This is a genomic window from Brevibacillus sp. FSL L8-0520 (assembly GCF_037963895.1).
In the GTDB taxonomy this organism is placed as follows: Bacteria; Bacillota; Bacilli; order Brevibacillales; family Brevibacillaceae; genus Brevibacillus; species Brevibacillus borstelensis.
This window is the reverse complement of record NZ_CP150171.1, coordinates 680,702-697,500: the sequence shown is the minus strand read 5'-3', so window position 1 is coordinate 697,500 and position 16,799 is coordinate 680,702. Positions and strand designations below refer to the sequence as shown.

At 53.4% G+C, this 16,799-nt stretch carries 16 protein-coding genes (1 of these 16 cut by a window edge); 2 read left to right on the top strand and 14 right to left on the bottom strand.

The features are described 5' to 3' along the window. The 5 genes from NSQ24_RS03805 to groES form a co-directional block, all read right to left on the bottom strand. A protein-coding gene (locus NSQ24_RS03805; protein ID WP_003389753.1) for a carbohydrate ABC transporter permease crosses the window boundary here: on the bottom strand, positions 1–265 show its beginning. The gene continues 557 nt to the left of window position 1, outside the view; only the first 265 of its 822 coding nucleotides appear in the window; it begins with the start codon at positions 263–265; its stop codon lies off the left edge, out of view. Positions 266–275: 10 nt separating this feature from the next. Next, positions 276–1,235 carry a sugar ABC transporter permease gene (locus NSQ24_RS03800; protein WP_003389754.1) on the bottom strand — a complete coding sequence of 320 codons (960 nt, stop codon included), beginning with the start codon at positions 1,233–1,235 and terminating at the stop codon, positions 276–278. 102 nt (positions 1,236–1,337) lie between these two features. Continuing rightward, entirely contained in the window at positions 1,338–2,669 is a 1,332-nt protein-coding gene (locus tag NSQ24_RS03795) for an extracellular solute-binding protein (RefSeq protein ID WP_003389755.1), read from the bottom strand. 242 nt (positions 2,670–2,911) lie between these two features. Continuing rightward, the gene (groL, locus tag NSQ24_RS03790; protein WP_003389756.1) at positions 2,912–4,534 is read right to left on the bottom strand and encodes a chaperonin GroEL; all 1,623 of its coding nucleotides are present in this window, start codon (positions 4,532–4,534) and stop codon (positions 2,912–2,914) included. Between the two features lie 65 nt (positions 4,535–4,599). Continuing rightward, positions 4,600–4,884, bottom strand: a complete 285-nt coding sequence (gene groES / locus NSQ24_RS03785) for a co-chaperone GroES (RefSeq protein WP_003389758.1) — start codon at positions 4,882–4,884, stop codon at positions 4,600–4,602. A gap of 263 nt (positions 4,885–5,147) precedes the next feature. On the opposite strand from groES, the gene NSQ24_RS03780 reads away from it, so the two are divergent. Continuing rightward, on the top strand, positions 5,148–6,482 hold the full coding sequence (locus tag NSQ24_RS03780) for a CAP-associated domain-containing protein (RefSeq protein ID WP_003389760.1): 1,335 nt from the start codon (positions 5,148–5,150) through the stop codon (positions 6,480–6,482). A gap of 115 nt (positions 6,483–6,597) precedes the next feature. On the opposite strand, the gene NSQ24_RS03775 is transcribed toward NSQ24_RS03780, so the two are convergent. From NSQ24_RS03775 to NSQ24_RS03750, 6 genes are all read right to left on the bottom strand, one after another. Beyond that, entirely contained in the window at positions 6,598–7,146 is a 549-nt protein-coding gene (locus NSQ24_RS03775) for a hypothetical protein (RefSeq protein WP_238986216.1), read from the bottom strand. 84 nt (positions 7,147–7,230) lie between these two features. After that, positions 7,231–8,004: a twin-arginine translocase subunit TatC gene (tatC, locus tag NSQ24_RS03770; RefSeq protein ID WP_024985082.1), complete on the bottom strand. Its 774-nt coding sequence runs from the start codon at positions 8,002–8,004 to the stop codon at positions 7,231–7,233. A 21-nt stretch (positions 8,005–8,025) separates the two neighbouring features. Continuing rightward, positions 8,026–8,376, bottom strand: coding sequence for a twin-arginine translocase TatA/TatE family subunit (locus NSQ24_RS03765; RefSeq protein ID WP_003389763.1), 351 nt, complete (start codon positions 8,374–8,376; stop codon positions 8,026–8,028). Between the two features lie 42 nt (positions 8,377–8,418). Next, a complete protein-coding gene (locus NSQ24_RS03760; protein WP_227278288.1) occupies positions 8,419–9,420 on the bottom strand; it encodes a molybdopterin-binding protein in 1,002 nt (333 codons plus the stop codon). Further along, a complete protein-coding gene (locus NSQ24_RS03755) occupies positions 9,414–9,929 on the bottom strand; it encodes a MogA/MoaB family molybdenum cofactor biosynthesis protein (protein ID WP_339167267.1) in 516 nt (171 codons plus the stop codon). Before NSQ24_RS03755 ends, NSQ24_RS03760 begins: the two co-directional genes overlap by 7 nt. Positions 9,930–10,034: 105 nt before the next feature. Then, entirely contained in the window at positions 10,035–10,631 is a 597-nt protein-coding gene (locus NSQ24_RS03750) for a 5-formyltetrahydrofolate cyclo-ligase (protein ID WP_003389766.1), read from the bottom strand. A gap of 188 nt (positions 10,632–10,819) precedes the next feature. On the opposite strand from NSQ24_RS03750, the gene NSQ24_RS03745 reads away from it, so the two are divergent. Next, complete coding sequence (locus NSQ24_RS03745; protein WP_122958042.1) at positions 10,820–12,754, top strand: ABC-F family ATP-binding cassette domain-containing protein; 1,935 nt, start codon at positions 10,820–10,822, stop codon at positions 12,752–12,754. 33 nt (positions 12,755–12,787) lie between these two features. Here the strand turns inward: NSQ24_RS03745 and NSQ24_RS03740 are convergent, their stop codons facing one another. The 3 genes from NSQ24_RS03740 to rimI all read right to left on the bottom strand — a co-directional run bounded on the left by NSQ24_RS03740 (position 12,788) and on the right by rimI (position 16,798). Next, entirely contained in the window at positions 12,788–15,052 is a 2,265-nt protein-coding gene (locus tag NSQ24_RS03740) for a hypothetical protein (protein WP_172920590.1), read from the bottom strand. 215 nt (positions 15,053–15,267) lie between these two features. Next, a complete protein-coding gene (gene tsaD, locus NSQ24_RS03735; protein WP_003389770.1) occupies positions 15,268–16,344 on the bottom strand; it encodes a tRNA (adenosine(37)-N6)-threonylcarbamoyltransferase complex transferase subunit TsaD in 1,077 nt (358 codons plus the stop codon). Next, complete coding sequence (gene rimI / locus NSQ24_RS03730; RefSeq protein WP_003389771.1) at positions 16,334–16,798, bottom strand: ribosomal protein S18-alanine N-acetyltransferase; 465 nt, start codon at positions 16,796–16,798, stop codon at positions 16,334–16,336. Before rimI ends, tsaD begins: the two co-directional genes overlap by 11 nt. Position 16,799: the final 1 nt, after the last annotated feature.

Genomic DNA, 16,799 nt, shown 5'->3' with positions numbered 1-16,799 from the left:
CCAATGAGGATAGAAAGATGATCAGGAATACAGACAAACCGCTCACGTACACACTGTTCCATATATAAGCCCCGAAGTTGACTTTGTCCCAGACCATCGTGTAGTTGTCAAACGAAAAAGACGTGGGAAGTGCCAGCGGTGATGTGAGAATCTCCAGGTTCGTCTTGAATGAGGAGCTGATCATCAAGAAGATGGGATACAACGCCAGAAATGAAAAGAACAGCAATACCAGATACTTGGCCACTCGCCCGATCTTTATAGTCATGGATGTCCTCCTACTGTTCGAATTCCTTTCGTTTGAAGAAGAAAAGAAGTACAGCCGTTGCGCTGGAGATCATCAAAAACAGCACAACTGCCAGCGCGGAGCCAAGTCCGATCGACTCTCCGCCCTCTACCGATCCAAAGGCCAGCCGATAAAAATACGTTGCCAGCACATCTGTGGAATAGTACGGCCCCGCCTGAGAGCCTTGCATGGCAAAAATCAGTTCAAATGCCTCGAAGGCGCCGATAAATGTCAAAATGGTCATTACCATCACGGATGGCATCGCCATTGGCAATGTAATCCGAAGCAGCATAGTCAAACCGGATGCCCCATCCATCTTGGCGGCGTCATAGATTTCCGAGGGAATCGCCTGCAAGCCCGCCAAAAAGATTAAGACAGCAAACCCGAGGCCGTACCAGCTGTTCACAAGGATGATCGTATACAAAGCCGTATCCGGGCTGCCCAGCCATGGTTTGGCCAATGCTTCCAACCCGATAAAGGAAAGAAAGGTATTGAGCGCCCCGTATGTAGGGTTCAGAATCAGGCTGAACAAAAACCCGACAACGATAACGGACAAAAGCTTCGGCATAAAAATAACGGCCTTGAAAAATTCCTTTCCGCGAATCTTGCTGTTAATCAGCATCGCCAGGAAAAACGCGACGATCAGTTTGGAAACAACTGTTAGGATAAAGAAAATGACGTTATGTCCAAAACCGCGGTAAAACATCTCTTTAAACGGAGACTCCGTAAACAGGCGGACAAAGTTTTCCAATCCGGCAAACGAGCCCCGCTGCATTCCGTTCCAGGAGTAAAAGCTGTTCCAAAACGCGGAAAAGATCGGGAACACCTGAAACCATACATAGAATATCAAGGCAGGCAGCAGAAACAGATGAACGAGATGCTTTTTCCAGTTCACTCCCCGTTTGACCGACGTTTGTCTCTTTGTTTCCAGTGTTTTTTCCAATTCAGGCACGCTGTTTCAACCTCCTCCTAAGCTGTACTCATCAAAAAGGGTACAGTCAAGCAAGTCGGCCTGACTGTACCGCTGCAATCAACAATCCGTACGCTTTCTGCCTTACTTGGCTGGCTTAAACCATTTATCAGCGGAAGCCTGGGTCTCCTCAGCTACCTGCTCGACTGTCAGTTTGTTGATGTACATCCCTTGCAGAGAGTTCTCAAACAATGTTTTCGTGGTTGGAGTCCCATCGCCGAAGTGGACCAGCATCAGGAACGGCACCATGCTCTTATCACTGAGCTGCGTCATTTTTTGAACGAGCGGATTCTTCGGCTCTACCCCTGGGATCGCGCTGAATCTGTTTAATTCGTCGCTGAACAATTGCCCGAACTCTTTGGAAGCAAGGAACTCCATGAATATTTTTGCTTCTTCCGGGTGTTTGGTCGACTTGAAGATGCCGTACGAGCCGTCCACCCAGTTTACAATCGGAGTATCTCCTCCCTTTTCCTTGGCCAGAGAGGGAATGATGTCAAGCGGCATATCCGGATTTTGCTTTTCGAACGTTTCCAGACGGTAGCTGCCGTTGATATACATCGCAGCCTTGCCGGTGTAGAACAGCGCCTGGACATCCTTGTCGTCGAGCGCGATGAAATCCTGCGGGAAGTACTGCTCCAGTTCCTTCATCTTTTTGATCGAGTCAATGAAAGCCGGGTCTTTGAAATTGACCTCGCCCTTCAGCATTTTCTCGATGTACTCGTTTCCGCCGATTGAGCTGGGCGCAAAAACGCTGTGGGTAATGGACAGCAGATAAGCTGCCTTGCCTGATTGCGCAATCGGGATAATGCCTTTCGCCTTCAAAGCATTGCACACCTGGATAAATTCGTCCCACGTTTGCGGAGCCTCCAAGCCATTCTCCTCAAACAGCTTTTTATTGTAGAAGATGACGGCTGAGTTGATCGACAACGGTACGCCGTAGACTTTTCCATCGCTGCCGCGAGCGGCATCCAGGTACGCCTTCGGAATATCGCTTACCCCTTTCAGATCATCGATGGGCATCAGGTAGCCTGCATCTGCAATAGAGGTAGCTCCCTGGTAAGGACGAAGCTGCAATATGTCCACTCCCGTCCCGGATGTCAGCGTATTGGTCAAAATCGTGTTGTATTCGGTTGACTTGAACGGTTTGAACTTTACCTTGATGTTTGGATGCTTCGCTTCAAACTCGGCGATAATCTTGTTGTACGCTTCTTTGTCTTCTGTACGCCAGCTGTACATCGTCAGCTCAACCTGTTCCCCTTTTGGCGCTTCAGCCGCAGGTTGAGTCTTTCCCCCTTCTCCGCCGGAAGTCGTTGCCGGAGGACTGCCGCTACAGGCAGCCAGGAAAAATACCAGCAAAAGAGAAAACAGCCAAACCCCTACTTTTCTCATCGCGAAAATCTCCTCCACGTTTTCCATTTGTCTGTCCTTCTCGTGCACGCTTGCTCTTGGAGTATTATTTTATAATCTATTATAAAATTAGGAAATATTTTTTCAATATAAATATTTACACTTTTCAAAAAACATTTGAGACGAGGAGACGCTTTCCGAAAAAAGAAGGACGACAACAAGGATGTGCCACATGGAGAGCACATGCCTTGAACGCACAAAAAAGAGACAGACCCGCAAGTCTGTCTCTTTGCGAAACGGATGGCCGTTTCTTACATCATGCCCATGCCGCCCATGTCAGGCATGCCGGCAGGCGCTTTGTTTTCTTCTGGTTTGTCTGCCACAACTGCTTCGGTAGTGAGCAGCATAGCCGCTACGGATGCAGCATTGGACAGAGCGGAGCGAGTAACTTTCGCAGCGTCTACGATACCTGCTTCGAGCATGTTTACCCACTCTTCGGTAGCAGCGTTGAAGCCGATGCCCACAGGTTCTTTCTTCAGGCGCTCAACGATAACGGAGCCTTCCAGACCAGCGTTGGCAGCGATTTGGCGAACTGGCTCTTCCAGAGCGCGCAGAACGATCTGAACACCAACCGCTTCTTCGCCTTCAGCTACAACTTTTTCTACCGCTTTGATAGCGTTGATCAGGGTAGTACCACCGCCAGGCACGATACCTTCTTCCACAGCAGCGCGAGTGGAGTTGAGGGCGTCCTCGATGCGGAGTTTCTTTTCTTTCAGTTCGGTTTCGGTAGCTGCACCGACCTTGATCACTGCTACACCGCCAGCCAGTTTTGCCAGGCGCTCTTGCAGTTTTTCACGATCGAACTCGGAAGTGGTGTCTTCGATTTGTTGACGGATTTGAGCAACGCGTGCATCGATATCAGCCTTGTTGCCTTCGCCTTCCACGATCGTAGTGTTTTCTTTGGTAACAACAACTTTGCCAGCGCGGCCGAGTTGCTCCAGCTTGGTGGATTTCAGTTCGAGACCCAGCTCTTCTGTGATGACTTCGCCGCCAGTGAGGGTTGCGATGTCGCCCAGCATAGCTTTGCGGCGGTCGCCGAAGCCAGGAGCTTTTACAGCAACAGCTGTGAAGGTACCGCGCAGTTTGTTTACTACGAGAGTAGCCAGCGCTTCGCCTTCTACATCTTCTGCGATGATCAGGAGCGGTTTGCCGCTTTGTACAACTTGCTCCAGAACAGGCAGAATTTCTTGGATGTTGGAGATTTTCTTGTCAGTGATCAGGATGTAAGGGTTGTTCAGAACCGCTTCCATCTTGTCGGTATCAGTGATCATGTAAGGAGAAGCATAACCGCGATCGAACTGCATACCTTCTACTACATCCAGCTCAGTAGTGAAGCCTTTGGACTCTTCAACGGTGATTACGCCGTCTTTGCCCACTTTTTCCATCGCTTCAGCAATCAGGTTGCCGACTTCTTGGTCGTCAGCGGAGATCGCTGCTACTTGTGCGATAGCGGATTTGCTCTCTACCGGCTTCGCGATGGATTTGATTTCTTCAACAGCTGCGCGAACAGCTTTCTCCATACCGCGGCGGATTACCATCGGGTTAGCGCCGGCAGTTACGTTTTTCAGACCTTCGCGAACCATGGCATAAGCCAGAACAGTTGCAGTTGTCGTACCGTCACCAGCGATATCGTTGGTTTTGGTTGCTACTTCTTTAACCAACTGCGCACCCATGTTTTCGTATGCGTCTTCCAGTTCGATTTCCTTTGCGATGGTCACACCGTCGTTGGTGATCAGCGGGGAACCGAATTTTTTCTCCAGAACCACGTTGCGGCCTTTTGGACCGAGGGTTACTTTAACGGCATTTGCCAGTGTTTCAACACCGCGAAGCATCGCGCGGCGAGCATCTTCAGAGAACTTGATTTGTTTTGCCATCAGAACTCAACCTCCTGCGTTATGTGTTTACGGTTCGTACCGGTCTTGCCTTATGTGAAAGAGCCTTAGCCGATGATCGCCAGGATATCGGATTCGCGAAGCACGAGGTATTCTTTGTTATCCACTTTCACTTCGGTGCCGGCGTATTTGGAGAAAATAACCTTGTCGCCTTCTTTTACTTCCAGAGCGATGCGCTCTCCGTTGTCGGAAACGCGACCAGAACCGACTGCGACTACACGACCTTCTTGCGGTTTTTCTTTCGCAGTGTCAGGGAGAACGATACCGCTAGCGGTCGTCTCTTCTTTGGAAATTGGTTCGAGTACTACACGGTCACCCAATGGCTTCAGCACAAAAAACACCCTCCTCAAAAATGTAGGTTCAAGAAGTTTTGCGTTGTTAGCACTCAATCAAAGGGAGTGCTAACACCCAATTCCTATAATAATGAATCGCTATGTACTTTGCAAGTATTTTCCCTCACAAATTTCCAATCTCTTGTTCCAGGCTCGTCACTAGCCAGATATGCCTGGCCCTTCTTCTTTGTTCTATCAATCCGGCTCGTTCATATAAATAGAGAGAACGTAGAATCAGATCCACTCTGAAGGAGGAATACTGCATGCGGAAATGGCTCTGGATCGGCGTGTTCGCTCTCTCTGTGGCAGGAATCGGCCGCCTCTTGTCTCCTGGCTCGCCCTTTATCCTCGCCTCGGTCCAACCGGTGAAGCTCTACTGGGATGGAAAGGAAGTAACCGATGCGGACAAGCCCGGCTACTATCGGGACAAAACCGGATACCGGCCCGCTACGCTGGAATACAAAGGCACCACCTATATCCCTTTGTCGCTTGCCGGCTATCTTGAAGGCAAGCCGGTCCACCTCGATCAAACCAATTCGGCTGCTTTTGTCGGACAAGCTCCGGCCCCAAGGGAAGCTGCTGGCAGCCGGCAGGAGGACAAGCCGCCGCAAAAGCAGCAGCCGGTTCAAACACCTCCGGGTTCTCCGGCTGCAGCGGTGCCAGCATCGGCTGCTGCTTCCGCCCAAACGGCAAACAAGTCCGCAAACAGCCTGTTTGGCATCAAATTGGGCATGCCTGTCGCCCAGGTGACAAAACTGCTCGGCCAACCGGGACGGCAGGAGCCGAGCGGCCTTGGCTATCAATGGTACATCTACAACCAAAATCCGGCTCGCTACCTCCAGGTAGGGATTGCGAACGGAAAAGTGGTCGACCTGTATTCCAATGCCCCGGAAGCAAAGCTCGGCGAGGTGGGAATCGGCACCAGCCTCTCTTCTTTGAGCCGAATGTACAAGCTGCAGCACACTGTCTCTTTCTCTTATCAAAAGGCCAGCGTCCAGATTACCAATCAAAAAAATCAGCGTCCGCTGGTAATTCAGGACGGCACTCCGCGTATCTTTTATCTGGACAACCAGAACAGCGACAAGGTAACGGCCATTCGGCTGATCGATACGCTGATGCTGCTGCGGGGCGGTTTTTACGAAACGCGCTGGACCTATTCCGGGGCAGCCCCCGACTTTGACCCGCCTCCGTTGAGCATCAAGGAGCAGGAACAGGTGGATGCAGCCAGAGAGAGACAAATACTCGACCTGGTGAATGTCATCCGTTACCGCTACAAGCTTTCCCCGCTTCGCTGGAATGAGCAGGCTGCACAGGTAGCCCGAGGCCATAGCGTCGATATGGAAAACCACGACTTTTTCGACCACGTCTCCGCTACGACCGGGATGGACCCGTTTGAACGGCTTCGCAAAGCGGGACTTTCCTACAGCATGGCGGGCGAAAACATAGCGGCTGGCTATCCCGACTCCATCGAAGCCCATGAAAGCTGGATGAACAGTCCCGGCCACCGGAAAAACGTCCTGGAAAAGAACTTTACCCAGCTTGGCGTCGGGGTCGTTGCCGACTACTACACCCAAGCGTTTGTCACTCCCAAGCAATAAAACCGGTAAAATGGCTTTTCAACGCCACAAAAACGCCCGACCAGTCCTTGCGACGGCCGGGCGTTTTGCTTCCCCTTCCGCTTCCTTTCTACTTCGCTGCTCCCCTGTACTGGCACTACGGCAGGAGAAGCAGCTTCTTCAACTTGCCGATCTCCCCCGAAAATTCAACAACCAATGTTTCCGCTTCCTTCGTATGCAGGATCATCCAAGGCCGGCGGCTGCTATCCTTTGGCATGACGACGAACATGTTGGCGATCATCGTATCGATTCCCGCCTGTTTATGAAGCAGCTTTTGCGGCGGCGCCAGCGGGATTTTGACAATCATGGCGTGGGACAGAGCAGGCTGAAGGTCCTGCACCCGCCCGCTGACGCTTTTCAGGAGACTTTGCGCTTCGGTTTGAAATTCGCTCGTATTCTCGAGAGTTTTGATGACGCGCTCCTTGTCCGTATCAAACAGCTCTACCTGCTCGGCTGCCAATGGGTCAGCAGCTTCAGTCCCCTTTTGAATCTCGCCGTTTTCCGCTTGATGCAAAGTAATGGCCCTTTTTACAGAGTCATGCAGGAATCCGATCCCTGCGCCTTCGGCAGAAGCATTTGAAGAAGCGCTTGGCATTGCCGTCAAAAAACTAAATAGCGCCACGATCAAAAAGGCAGCTTTCCACATCTTCCGTCACCTCCCAAACTTTCCCGTTTAGTATGTCCAAGCAAAAAAAAATCTCCCGCCCTGGGGGCAAGAGATTTTTCACGTTCAGCGGACAGCCTCATCCGCTTCCATGTTGTATTCGTTGTTCCACTTCTCTTCTTCCGCAAGCTGCTTACGGTACACGATCTTGGAGAGCCAGATGCTCACCTCGTACAAAAGCAGCAGCGGGACTGTGACCAGAATGTCGCTGACAATTTCCGGCGGCGTCAGGGTAATGCCGACAACCGCAAGTCCAAAGTAGGCAAATCTGCGCATTTTGGCCAAACGCATCGGATTCAATAACCGCAGCCGCGTGAGGAAGATGACGATAATCGGCAACTGAAACAAAATCCCAAACGGAATGACCAGGTTAAACAAAAAGCCGAAGTACTCTGCGATCCCGTAGCTAGGCTTGACGTCCATCCCGAGCGACATGCCTGTCACGAACAGCATGATCATCGGAAAGACGACATAGTACCCGAACAAAACCCCGATGATGAACAAGAAGAAAGCGGCAGGGATAAAATACAGCGTCACCCTGCGCTCATTTACTTGCAGGCCCGGGGAAACAAATCTCCAGATGTGAAACAATGCGACCGGCAGTGTCACCACCGCCCCCACCAGAAAGGCAAACTGCATATAGACGCGCAGCGTGTCGGACGGATGCAGGGAGATAAGCGGAACTCCTTCGGTGATCGGTTTCTCTTTCAAGTATTCGATCAGCGGGCCGGCGCAAAAAAATCCGGCGATCAAAGCAACAAAAAATACTGCCAGCACCCAAATGATCCGTGTACGAAGCTCGGTCAGGTGCTCTACTACCGTCATTTCGCGATCTTCCAACATGGCACCCACCTTGTCCGGCTACGCCTTGTGTTGTGCGTTCTCTGCTTGCAGGCGCTCCTGCTCCAGTTTTTCCCGGATTTCTTTTTCCAGGCGCTCACGTTCGAGGCGTTCGCGAATTTCCCGCTCCATTTTCTCGCGGTCAAAGGCATCCTTCTCTGTGACGACAGCTGTTTTTGCTTGCTGCTGTTGATCTTTAGGCTTAGCCTCTTCTTCCTCGTCATCGTCTCTTGTCAGGCCGCGGGTCGCATTCTTGAACTCCTTCAGGGTATGACCGACTGCCCGTCCGAGCTCCGGAAGCTTTTTGGGCCCAAACAAAACCAGCGCCAGCACCAAAATTAAAATAAGACCAGGAATTCCAATCGTACTCATGCACTTCACTCCTTTTTTCCTGTCATTTGACAGTGTAACCAGCTAACACTTGCGCAATCCGCCATATCCCAAACGGGTCATGTCCTGTTCGGCAATTTTTTCTCCGGCCAGGATGCGTGGCAGGAAGACGTCAAATGAAGTAAACGGTTCGTGCATTACCGCTCCCGGCAAACCGAGGATCGGTATGTCTCCTTTATACGCTACCATCAGCATCGAACCGGGAAGCATAGGTGTGCCGTAGCGTACGACTTTTGCACCGGTTCCCGCGATCGCTCCCGGAGTGCGGTCGTCCGGATCCACAGACATGCCGCCTGTCACCAGGATCAGATCGACTCCTTCGTCAAGAAAACGGATAATCTCTTGTTCAATCAGTTCTTTGTCATCGGGAGCAAACCGCTGTTCGACCACGACGGAACCAAACGCTTCTACCTTGGATCGGATGGCAGGACCGAATTTGTCGGAAATTCTGCCCGAGAAGACCTCGCCACCTGTAGTCACCAAGCCGACACGCTTTTTCAGGAACGGCTTCACTTCCACGATCGGGCCGGAAAACTGGCGTGCCAGTTCCTCCAATCGCTCAATTCGCGCTTCTTCCATAATCAGCGGGATGATTCGGGTAGCGGCCACCGTTTGCCCCGGTTGCACCACCTGATCGCCGTAAATGGTGGAAAACGCGATGCCCTCCAGCTCATTCAGCGCGTGAACAGCCTCTTCATGTACTTTGGCCAACCCCAGATGCTTGGCTTTCATCGACACTTTGCCTTCGTAGGGCTCCGTCAAGACAAGCCCTCCTCCCGAAACGGCACGGGCAATCCTCAAGCCGGCTTCTTCTTCGTGGATAAACCCTTCCGGCATTTCAAGGACGTAAATATGCTCTTTGCCGATGGAAAGCAGCGGCTCGATATCCGCTTCTGTGACGACATGTCCTTTTTTAAACAAGCGTCCCTTAAACTCTCCTGGGAGAATCTGCGTCATGTCGTGCGGGAGCATCATGCCGATCGCTTCTCGAACAGGCACTTCCTTCAGCTTCGGTTTTTCTACCAACCCAATCCTCCCCAATCTTCATTGGCTCCTCCGGTTCCCTGCAAGATGTGCAAGGCGTCAGACAGCATGTCCCCGATGGCGTTGAAGCAAATCTCGACGCCCTTTGGATTGCCTGGCAGGTTGATAATCAGCGAATTTCCCCTCGTTCCGGCTACTGCACGGGTCAGCATTGCGCGGCGGGATTGCTGCAAGCCGGCGCGGCGCATTTCCTCGGCCAATCCCGGAACAGGTCTGTCGATGACCCACGCTGTCACCTCGGGAGTGACGTCCCGCGGGCTCAAACCCGTGCCTCCTGTCACAATCAACAAGTCGCATTTCTCACGATCTACGCACTCGATCATGTTTTCCTTCAAATCTTCCATATCATCAGACACAGCACGGTAGACAGATACATCAACCTGCAGCCATTCCTTTGCAAGCTTACGGATAATCGGGATGCGATCGTCTTCGCGCTCTCCCCTTGCAATGGAATCGCTTGCGGATATTACACCTATTTTCCAGTTGGTCACAGCCCATTCCTCCAATAGTTCTTGCTACTGTATTGTACACTGTTTTTTTTCTCGTGTAGATAGGGCAGGGGCAAATGACGCAATCTCGACACAAAGCAGTCACATTTACGAAAGGTCTGGCTGGCCTGTTTCTCTGATCCCTGACTCCGTCGCAAGAAAATCGAGCGAAATGTCGTGAGGTTCCATCGGCACCGCCTTTTGTACCTGCAGGTCAAACGAACAGCCGATCAACAGCGGCCTGTGCGGGAGGGAGGTAAGAAAGCGGTCGTAATAACCGGCACCGTACCCCATGCGCCCACCCCTGCGGTCAAAAGCGACACCGGGAACAAGCACAGCGTCCAGGTCTTCGGCTTTTCCTTCCGCAGCCAGGCCGGGATCGGGTTCGAGTATGCCGTACGTTCCCCGCTTCAGCATATCAGGCCCCGTATAGATGTAGGGAACAATTCGCCGCTCCGCCGGAAGCGTCAGCGGCAGCCATATCTCCTGCCCACGCTCAAGCGCTTTTTCCAGGAACGGGACGATATCCAGTTCTTCGCGAAACGGATAGTACGCCATGACCGTACGGCAGCGGCGCAGTCTGTCAAAGGAAAGCAAATGACGGCACATTTGTTCGGAGCGGGCCTGGCGTTCTTCCGGACTGACAGATGCTCTTTGGGCGAGAATTTCTCTGCGAAGTTCCCTCTTTTGATCGAGAAGCTCCATGTGTTTTTCCCCTCTCTTTTCTCCCGGCCACTCCCATATCGGTCGGGGTTGTCCCTTTCTGGTCTCTAAGCTACACTGATACAGACAGGAGCAGAGCATGCTTGGCCGCTTGCAGAAGCGCCAGGATCAGCAATCTGTGCCACGCAGGCCGACAGATCGTTTACGGTATTGATAAAGAGGTGGAAGCAATGATCTTACTTCAAGCTGAACATATACAAAAAACGTACGGGATTGAGACTATTTTACAGGACATCTCTCTGCAAATTCAAACAGGAGAGCGCGTCGGACTGGTCGGGGTCAATGGAGCCGGAAAATCGACACTGATGAAGATTTTGGCCGGGCAGCTCAGCTATGACAGTGGAACCGTCCGAATTCCGAAGGATGTCACGCTCGGTTACCTGGCGCAAAACGGCGGGCTGGAGTCCGAACGCTCCATTTGGGAGGAAATGCTCTCCGTCTTCACTCATTTTCAAAAGGAAGAGCAGGAGCTTCGCAAGCTGGAGACGCTGATGGGCGATCCGGCCGTTCTGGCTGACGAAAAACGGTACCAGCAGATACTGGAGGATTATTCCCGCCGCTCCGAGGCATTCAAGGAACGCGGGGGGTACGGCTATGAGGCGATGATTCGCGGCGTCCTGCATGGACTCAGATTCGCCGATATGGACTATCAGACGCCGATTTTCACCCTGAGCGGCGGGCAAAAGACCCGGCTTGCCCTGGCGAAGCTGCTTTTGCAGGCTCCTTCGATCCTGCTGCTGGATGAGCCGACTAACTACCTGGATATTGAGACGCTCACCTGGCTGGAGGGCTACCTGCAAAATTACCAGGGCGCCATCCTCGTGGTCTCCCATGACCGATACTTCCTGGACAAGCTCGTCACCGTCGTCTACGAGATCGAGCGCACCCGTGCGACCCGGTACACGGGGAACTACAGTCAGTTTCTCGACCAAAAGGCGGCCCGGCTGGAGCAGGAATTAAAGCGCTACGACAAGCAGCAGGAGGAAATTGCCAAGCTGGAGGACTTCATCGCCCGGAACATCGCTCGGGCGACAACGACCAAGCGGGCCCAAAGCCGTCGAAAAACCTTGGAGAAGATCGACCGGCTGGAGAAACCGATCATGAACAACAAGTCGGTCAACTTTTCCTTCGATGTCGCCAAAATGAGCGGCAACATCGTGATGAAGGCGGCCAATGTCAGCATCGGCTACCCGGACGCCGTGCTGTCCCGACACCTCACCTTTGAGCTGGAACGGGAGGAGCGCGTCGCTCTCGTCGGTCCCAACGGAATCGGAAAATCGACTCTCCTGAAGACGATCGTGGAGCAACTGCCAGCTATTACAGGCAGCATCCAGTTCGGCAGCAATGTCACGATCGGCTACTACGACCAGGAGCATCGGAATCTGAATGACCAAAATACGGTGCTCAATGAAATCTGGAACGACTATCCGCTGATGCTGGAGCGGGATGTCCGTACCCTGCTCGGAAACTTTTTGTTCAGCGGCGACGACGTGCAAAAGCGCATTTCCGATCTGTCGGGCGGCGAAAGAGCACGTGTTTCGTTGGCCAAGCTGATGCTGAAGCAAGCCAATTTTCTGATATTCGACGAGCCGACCAACCACCTTGATATTTTCAGCAAGGAAGTGCTGGAAAACGCCTTGTACGACTACCCGGGAACGATTCTGTTCGTCTCCCATGACCGTTACTTCCTCAATAAAATCGCCACCCGGGTACTGGAGCTCTCCCCGGATGGCGTGACCAGCTATCTCGGCAACTACGATTATTACGTAGAAAAGAAGCAGGAGCTGGCCGAGCTGGCAGCTGAACAGCAAGCGCAAAGCACGAAGAAACAAGCCTCCTCTGCTGCAGACCTGCAGGAGAAATCGAGCTATGAGCGCGACAAGGAGGCCAAGCGCCGCGAGCGCCAAAGACTGCGCCGCCTGGAGGAAATCGAAGCGGCGATACAGGAGCGGGAGGCCGCCATTTTGACCTGGCAGGAGGAGCTGTGTCTCCCGGAAATCTACAGCGACCACGTCCTGGCCAAGGAGCGCAACGACAAGATCGAGCAGACAAAGGTGGAGCTGGAGCAGTTGTACGATGAGTGGAGCGAGCTTTCAGAGAGTTAGCCTGCTCCCGGCTCCCGTAAAAGCAAGACGTTCTCAAGAGCTGGAATAGCGTTCCTCGACTGGCTCGCACAAAGCGGTGTACAGAGTCGGTACGACCAGGTAGATGATGCATGTGGCCGCGGTAATGATGCCGGAATCATTCAGGAGCAGGCCGGCCAGCGAACCGGCGATCACTCCGGAGAAGCCTTTGACCAGCAACGGATAATCGCTGGCGAAATGGCGCAGATACTTGTCACTGCGCAGCGCTAGCAGCCCCAAAACGAGCAGGGACACGACAAAAACCCGGCTCCACACGGAAATACGAATCAGCCTGAGATTCATCTCCAGCTTGCGTTCCACGATATGCATCACTTCCGTCCAGTCACCGGACAAAAGCTGGCTTGCGACTCTCGTAATATGAGTCGGCGGCTGGCTGGACAAGAGACTGACAGATGCGAGCAACGCAATACCGACCAGCATGCCTCCTGCGAGCAGCAGGAGGCTTTTTTTGCCTGGGCGCCACCCCTGCAGCCGAATGAGCACGACAGCAAAACCGATCAGTCCCGCCAAGAAACCGCCCGCGTCCGCCCCCCACGCCGGAGCGGCCATATAGGCAAGGACGAGCAGAAAGAGAGGCACGATTACCCACAGAGCAGACTTATTCTCCCGGCCTGGCGCTTTTTCGGCTGTTTTCGAATCGCTCCACTGGTACAAGGCGGCTGCAAAAAGGATGGTGCATCCGATCAGCACTCCTTCGTATTCATTCCCCAATCCGTAAAAACGAGCGCCGATTACCGGGTCATACCCCAGATACGAGCGGCGCATCGCCGGGGCGCCGCTCCAGCCATCGATCAACAGCAGGGCGACTGTCAACCCGGCCACGACCGCAAGCGCTGCCGGCAGCGGCCTTCCCTCCATCAGCCAGGCACCCGCCATCGCTGCCAAAATGAGCTCGCCGAGAATGACCGGCGGAGATACCCGCCAACCGGCCAAGCCTTCGAGCAGGAACAGCAGGGGAAACCACAGCATGGAGAGGAGAGCAAGACGCATAGCCCTGCGCCCCCATTGCAGGCTCTCTCCGCTTTTCCCCCTTCCCCAAACCCAGAGAGCGGCCGCTGCCGCCAAAATGACGATCTGCAGCATGACGTAGGTGTAAAGCACAGAACTGCGATTGGCGTAAATATGGTGGATTTGTTCCACCTCATAGGCGAGCTCGCCGATCCCTTTTCCCGTTTCCTTTTTCATGACATGTCCAGCCAGCCCATCCGGCACGGAAACCTGCAGAAAGGCAAGCACTGTCGGGAGAATATCAAGCCCGCTGACCAATCCGGATTGCCTCGTTGTCGCAGAGGTGAGCAGCCCTGCCTCTCCCCCCTTCCAAACAAACACAGGCGGCAGCAGCATTTTGGCTTGTACCGCTTTCTGGTTGGGGACCGGCGAGAGCAGCATCACCATTTGTCCGGGCTTGCGCGACGAAAGCAGCCGGTCAAGAAACCCGCCCAAGTCCTTCAGCACCTGCTCGTACTGTTTGGCAAACCGCTCCGGCGCCATATCGTCGGCTACCTGATACAAGCGCGCCAAATCAGCCAGTTGGATCGAGATCAATCCAGAGGCCGTCTCCCTGTCGATGCTCTGGAGCAAGTAATCGTAGTTCGTTTTAACCCCGTAAGGATAAGAAGGCGCTTGTATCGCCGTTTTGTCCGAAAGATTTCCAAACGGCACCCCACCGCGCTCGTCCATCGCGAACAGAACGGCGTGCCGGGTCCTGATGTCATCGTAGTCTCCGCTCCCGTAGCTGATTACAGACAGATTGTGCCGAGCCAGTGTCTCTCCCAGCAAGCCGATTCGGGAGGTAAACGGCTTGTCTCGATTCTCTGCCTGCAGCCGGTAAATGCCGGGAAAAACGATGCGATAGCGCGCTACAGGCTCCACCTCAGGCGGGCTTACTTCCACCATCCGCTCGCCGGCTGTTTCGTACTTGGAAAGATACTCTTCCGGGTGGTAGGCTGTGCCGCTCCGGTCCGTGTAAAGAGCCTGTCCGCCGCTGCCCATCAACAAATAGGAGTTGGCTGCCGATCTCGCTCCGGGCGAACGGATAGACAGCGCTCCGGCCTCGGCTTTTCTCAGCCAATTATCCACATGTGGATACTTCCTGAGCCGCTCAACATCCTGAAAGGAGAGCCCCTCCACAAACAGCGCTATCACCTGCCGCTTTTGGAGATTCTTCTTTGACTCCACAGCAGCACCTGCGTAATCCTGTCCGAGCTGCGACGACCATAGCAGGACAAATAGTGCGGCGAGCAGCAACCATTTTTTCATCAATCTTCCCCCACTGTTGATAAAATTTTCTGTTTATCCACATATTCCACAGATTCATCCACAGAAAAAACGTGATTTTCCCGGTAAATGCCTCGTGTTATCACCAGTATTCACAGGTGTGGGGAAGACAAACCTCAAAAATTATCCAGAAGCTGTGGATAACGATGAGGAAAAGAAAGACTGCTCCCCCAAGTGAGCAGTCAGGATTATGCGTTTTATGACAAGGGCAGGCCCGGCACACCGTTTAAGTCCAGCCGTGCAAAGCGCCTCTTTTGATACGAAATGTATCCCGCTGCGGCAATCATCGCCGCGTTGTCGGTACATAGGGAGAGCGGCGGGATGACAAGTGGAAGGCCTTCCTCCCCGCATCTTTTCGAGAGTCTTTCCCGCAGCCCGCGATTGGCTGCTACTCCCCCTGCAAGCAATACTTGTCTCGCTCTGTATTCCTTTACCGCACGGATTGTTTTTTCCACAAGCACCTCTGTCACAGAGTCCTGAAAGCTTGCAGCGAGGTCTTGCGGACTGATGCTTTCTCCGCGCTGTGACGCATTGTGCAGCGTGTTGAGTACAGCCGATTTGAGACCGCTGAAGCTGAAATCATAGGAATTCGGCTCCAGCCACGCGCGAGGAAGCGGAATGCTGGGAGTTCCTTCGTGTGCCAAGCGGTCAATGTGCGGACCGCCCGGGTACGGTAGCTGGAGGGCGCGCGCAACCTTGTCGTACGCCTCCCCGGCAGCGTCATCCCGCGTCTCACCTAAAATTTCGTAATGTCCATGCTCTTTCATCCAGACGAGCTCTGTATGCCCCCCGGACACGACCAGAGCGATCAAAGGAAACTCCATCTCCGTGACCAGCCGGTTGGCGTAAATATGGCCGGCAATGTGATGCACCCCGATCAAGGGGATTCCGCGGGCATACGAGATCGCCTTTGCGGCAGCTACCCCTACCAGTAGGGCGCCAACCAGGCCCGGTCCGTAGGTGACGGCGATGGCCTGGATGTCATCCAGCGTTTTCCCCGCCTCCTGCAAGGCTTCCTCAATCGTCAGGGTAATGTTCTCCACGTGCCTGCGCGAGGCTACCTCCGGCACGACACCGCCAAACCGCTTGTGTATATCTGCCTGCGAAGCGATGATGTTGGACAGGACTGTCCGGCCGTCCTGAACGACGGAGGCCGAGGTTTCGTCGCAGCTTGTCTCGATCCCCAAAATGTTTACCGGACGACCAGACTGCTGCTGAGCCAGATACGCCTGCTGCACCCGTTCTTCATAGCGTGATGGTTTTCTATTCTTCATGCAATGTCACCCACATTATGAGAGCATCTTCATCGTTATCGGAATAATAACGCTTCCGACGTCCTTGTTCTGTAAAGCCCAGCTTGGTATACATATTCCGCGCCACGGTGTTGGACGGGCGCACTTCCAGCGTCATGCTTCTCGCTCCGAATACATAGGCGAGCCCCATCATCTGCCGCATCAACCGCTCTCCTACCTTTTGCCCGCGGCAATCGGGATGGACGGCCACGTTTGTAATGTGAGCCTCGTCCAGTACAATCCACATCCCGCAATAAGCGATGACCTGGCCATTCATCACGGCTACGACATAGCGGGCATTTGGGTTGATCGTCAGTTCATTGACAAAGGCATCACGCGGCCAAGGTGTCGGAAACGCCAAACGCTCCAATTCCCAGACCGCGTCTACGTCTTCTAGTGTCATAAAGCGGAATTCTATATCGATCTGCTCAGTCATT

Coding starts and splice junctions, on each gene's coding strand:
- NSQ24_RS03795 (WP_003389755.1), bottom strand. CDS start 2,669: ATGGAAAACGTGGAGGAGATTTTCGCGATGAGAAAAGTAGGGGTTTGG.
- groL (WP_003389756.1), bottom strand. CDS start 4,534: ATGGCAAAACAAATCAAGTTCTCTGAAGATGCTCGCCGCGCGATGCTT.
- NSQ24_RS03780 (WP_003389760.1), top strand. CDS start 5,148: ATGCGGAAATGGCTCTGGATCGGCGTGTTCGCTCTCTCTGTGGCAGGA.
- NSQ24_RS03775 (WP_238986216.1), bottom strand. CDS start 7,146: ATGTGGAAAGCTGCCTTTTTGATCGTGGCGCTATTTAGTTTTTTGACG.
- NSQ24_RS03765 (WP_003389763.1), bottom strand. CDS start 8,376: ATGAGTACGATTGGAATTCCTGGTCTTATTTTAATTTTGGTGCTGGCG.
- NSQ24_RS03750 (WP_003389766.1), bottom strand. CDS start 10,631: ATGGAGCTTCTCGATCAAAAGAGGGAACTTCGCAGAGAAATTCTCGCC.
- NSQ24_RS03745 (WP_122958042.1), top strand. CDS start 10,820: ATGATCTTACTTCAAGCTGAACATATACAAAAAACGTACGGGATTGAG.
- NSQ24_RS03740 (WP_172920590.1), bottom strand. CDS start 15,052: ATGAAAAAATGGTTGCTGCTCGCCGCACTATTTGTCCTGCTATGGTCG.
- tsaD (WP_003389770.1), bottom strand. CDS start 16,344: ATGAAGAATAGAAAACCATCACGCTATGAAGAACGGGTGCAGCAGGCG.
- rimI (WP_003389771.1), bottom strand. CDS start 16,798: ATGACTGAGCAGATCGATATAGAATTCCGCTTTATGACACTAGAAGAC.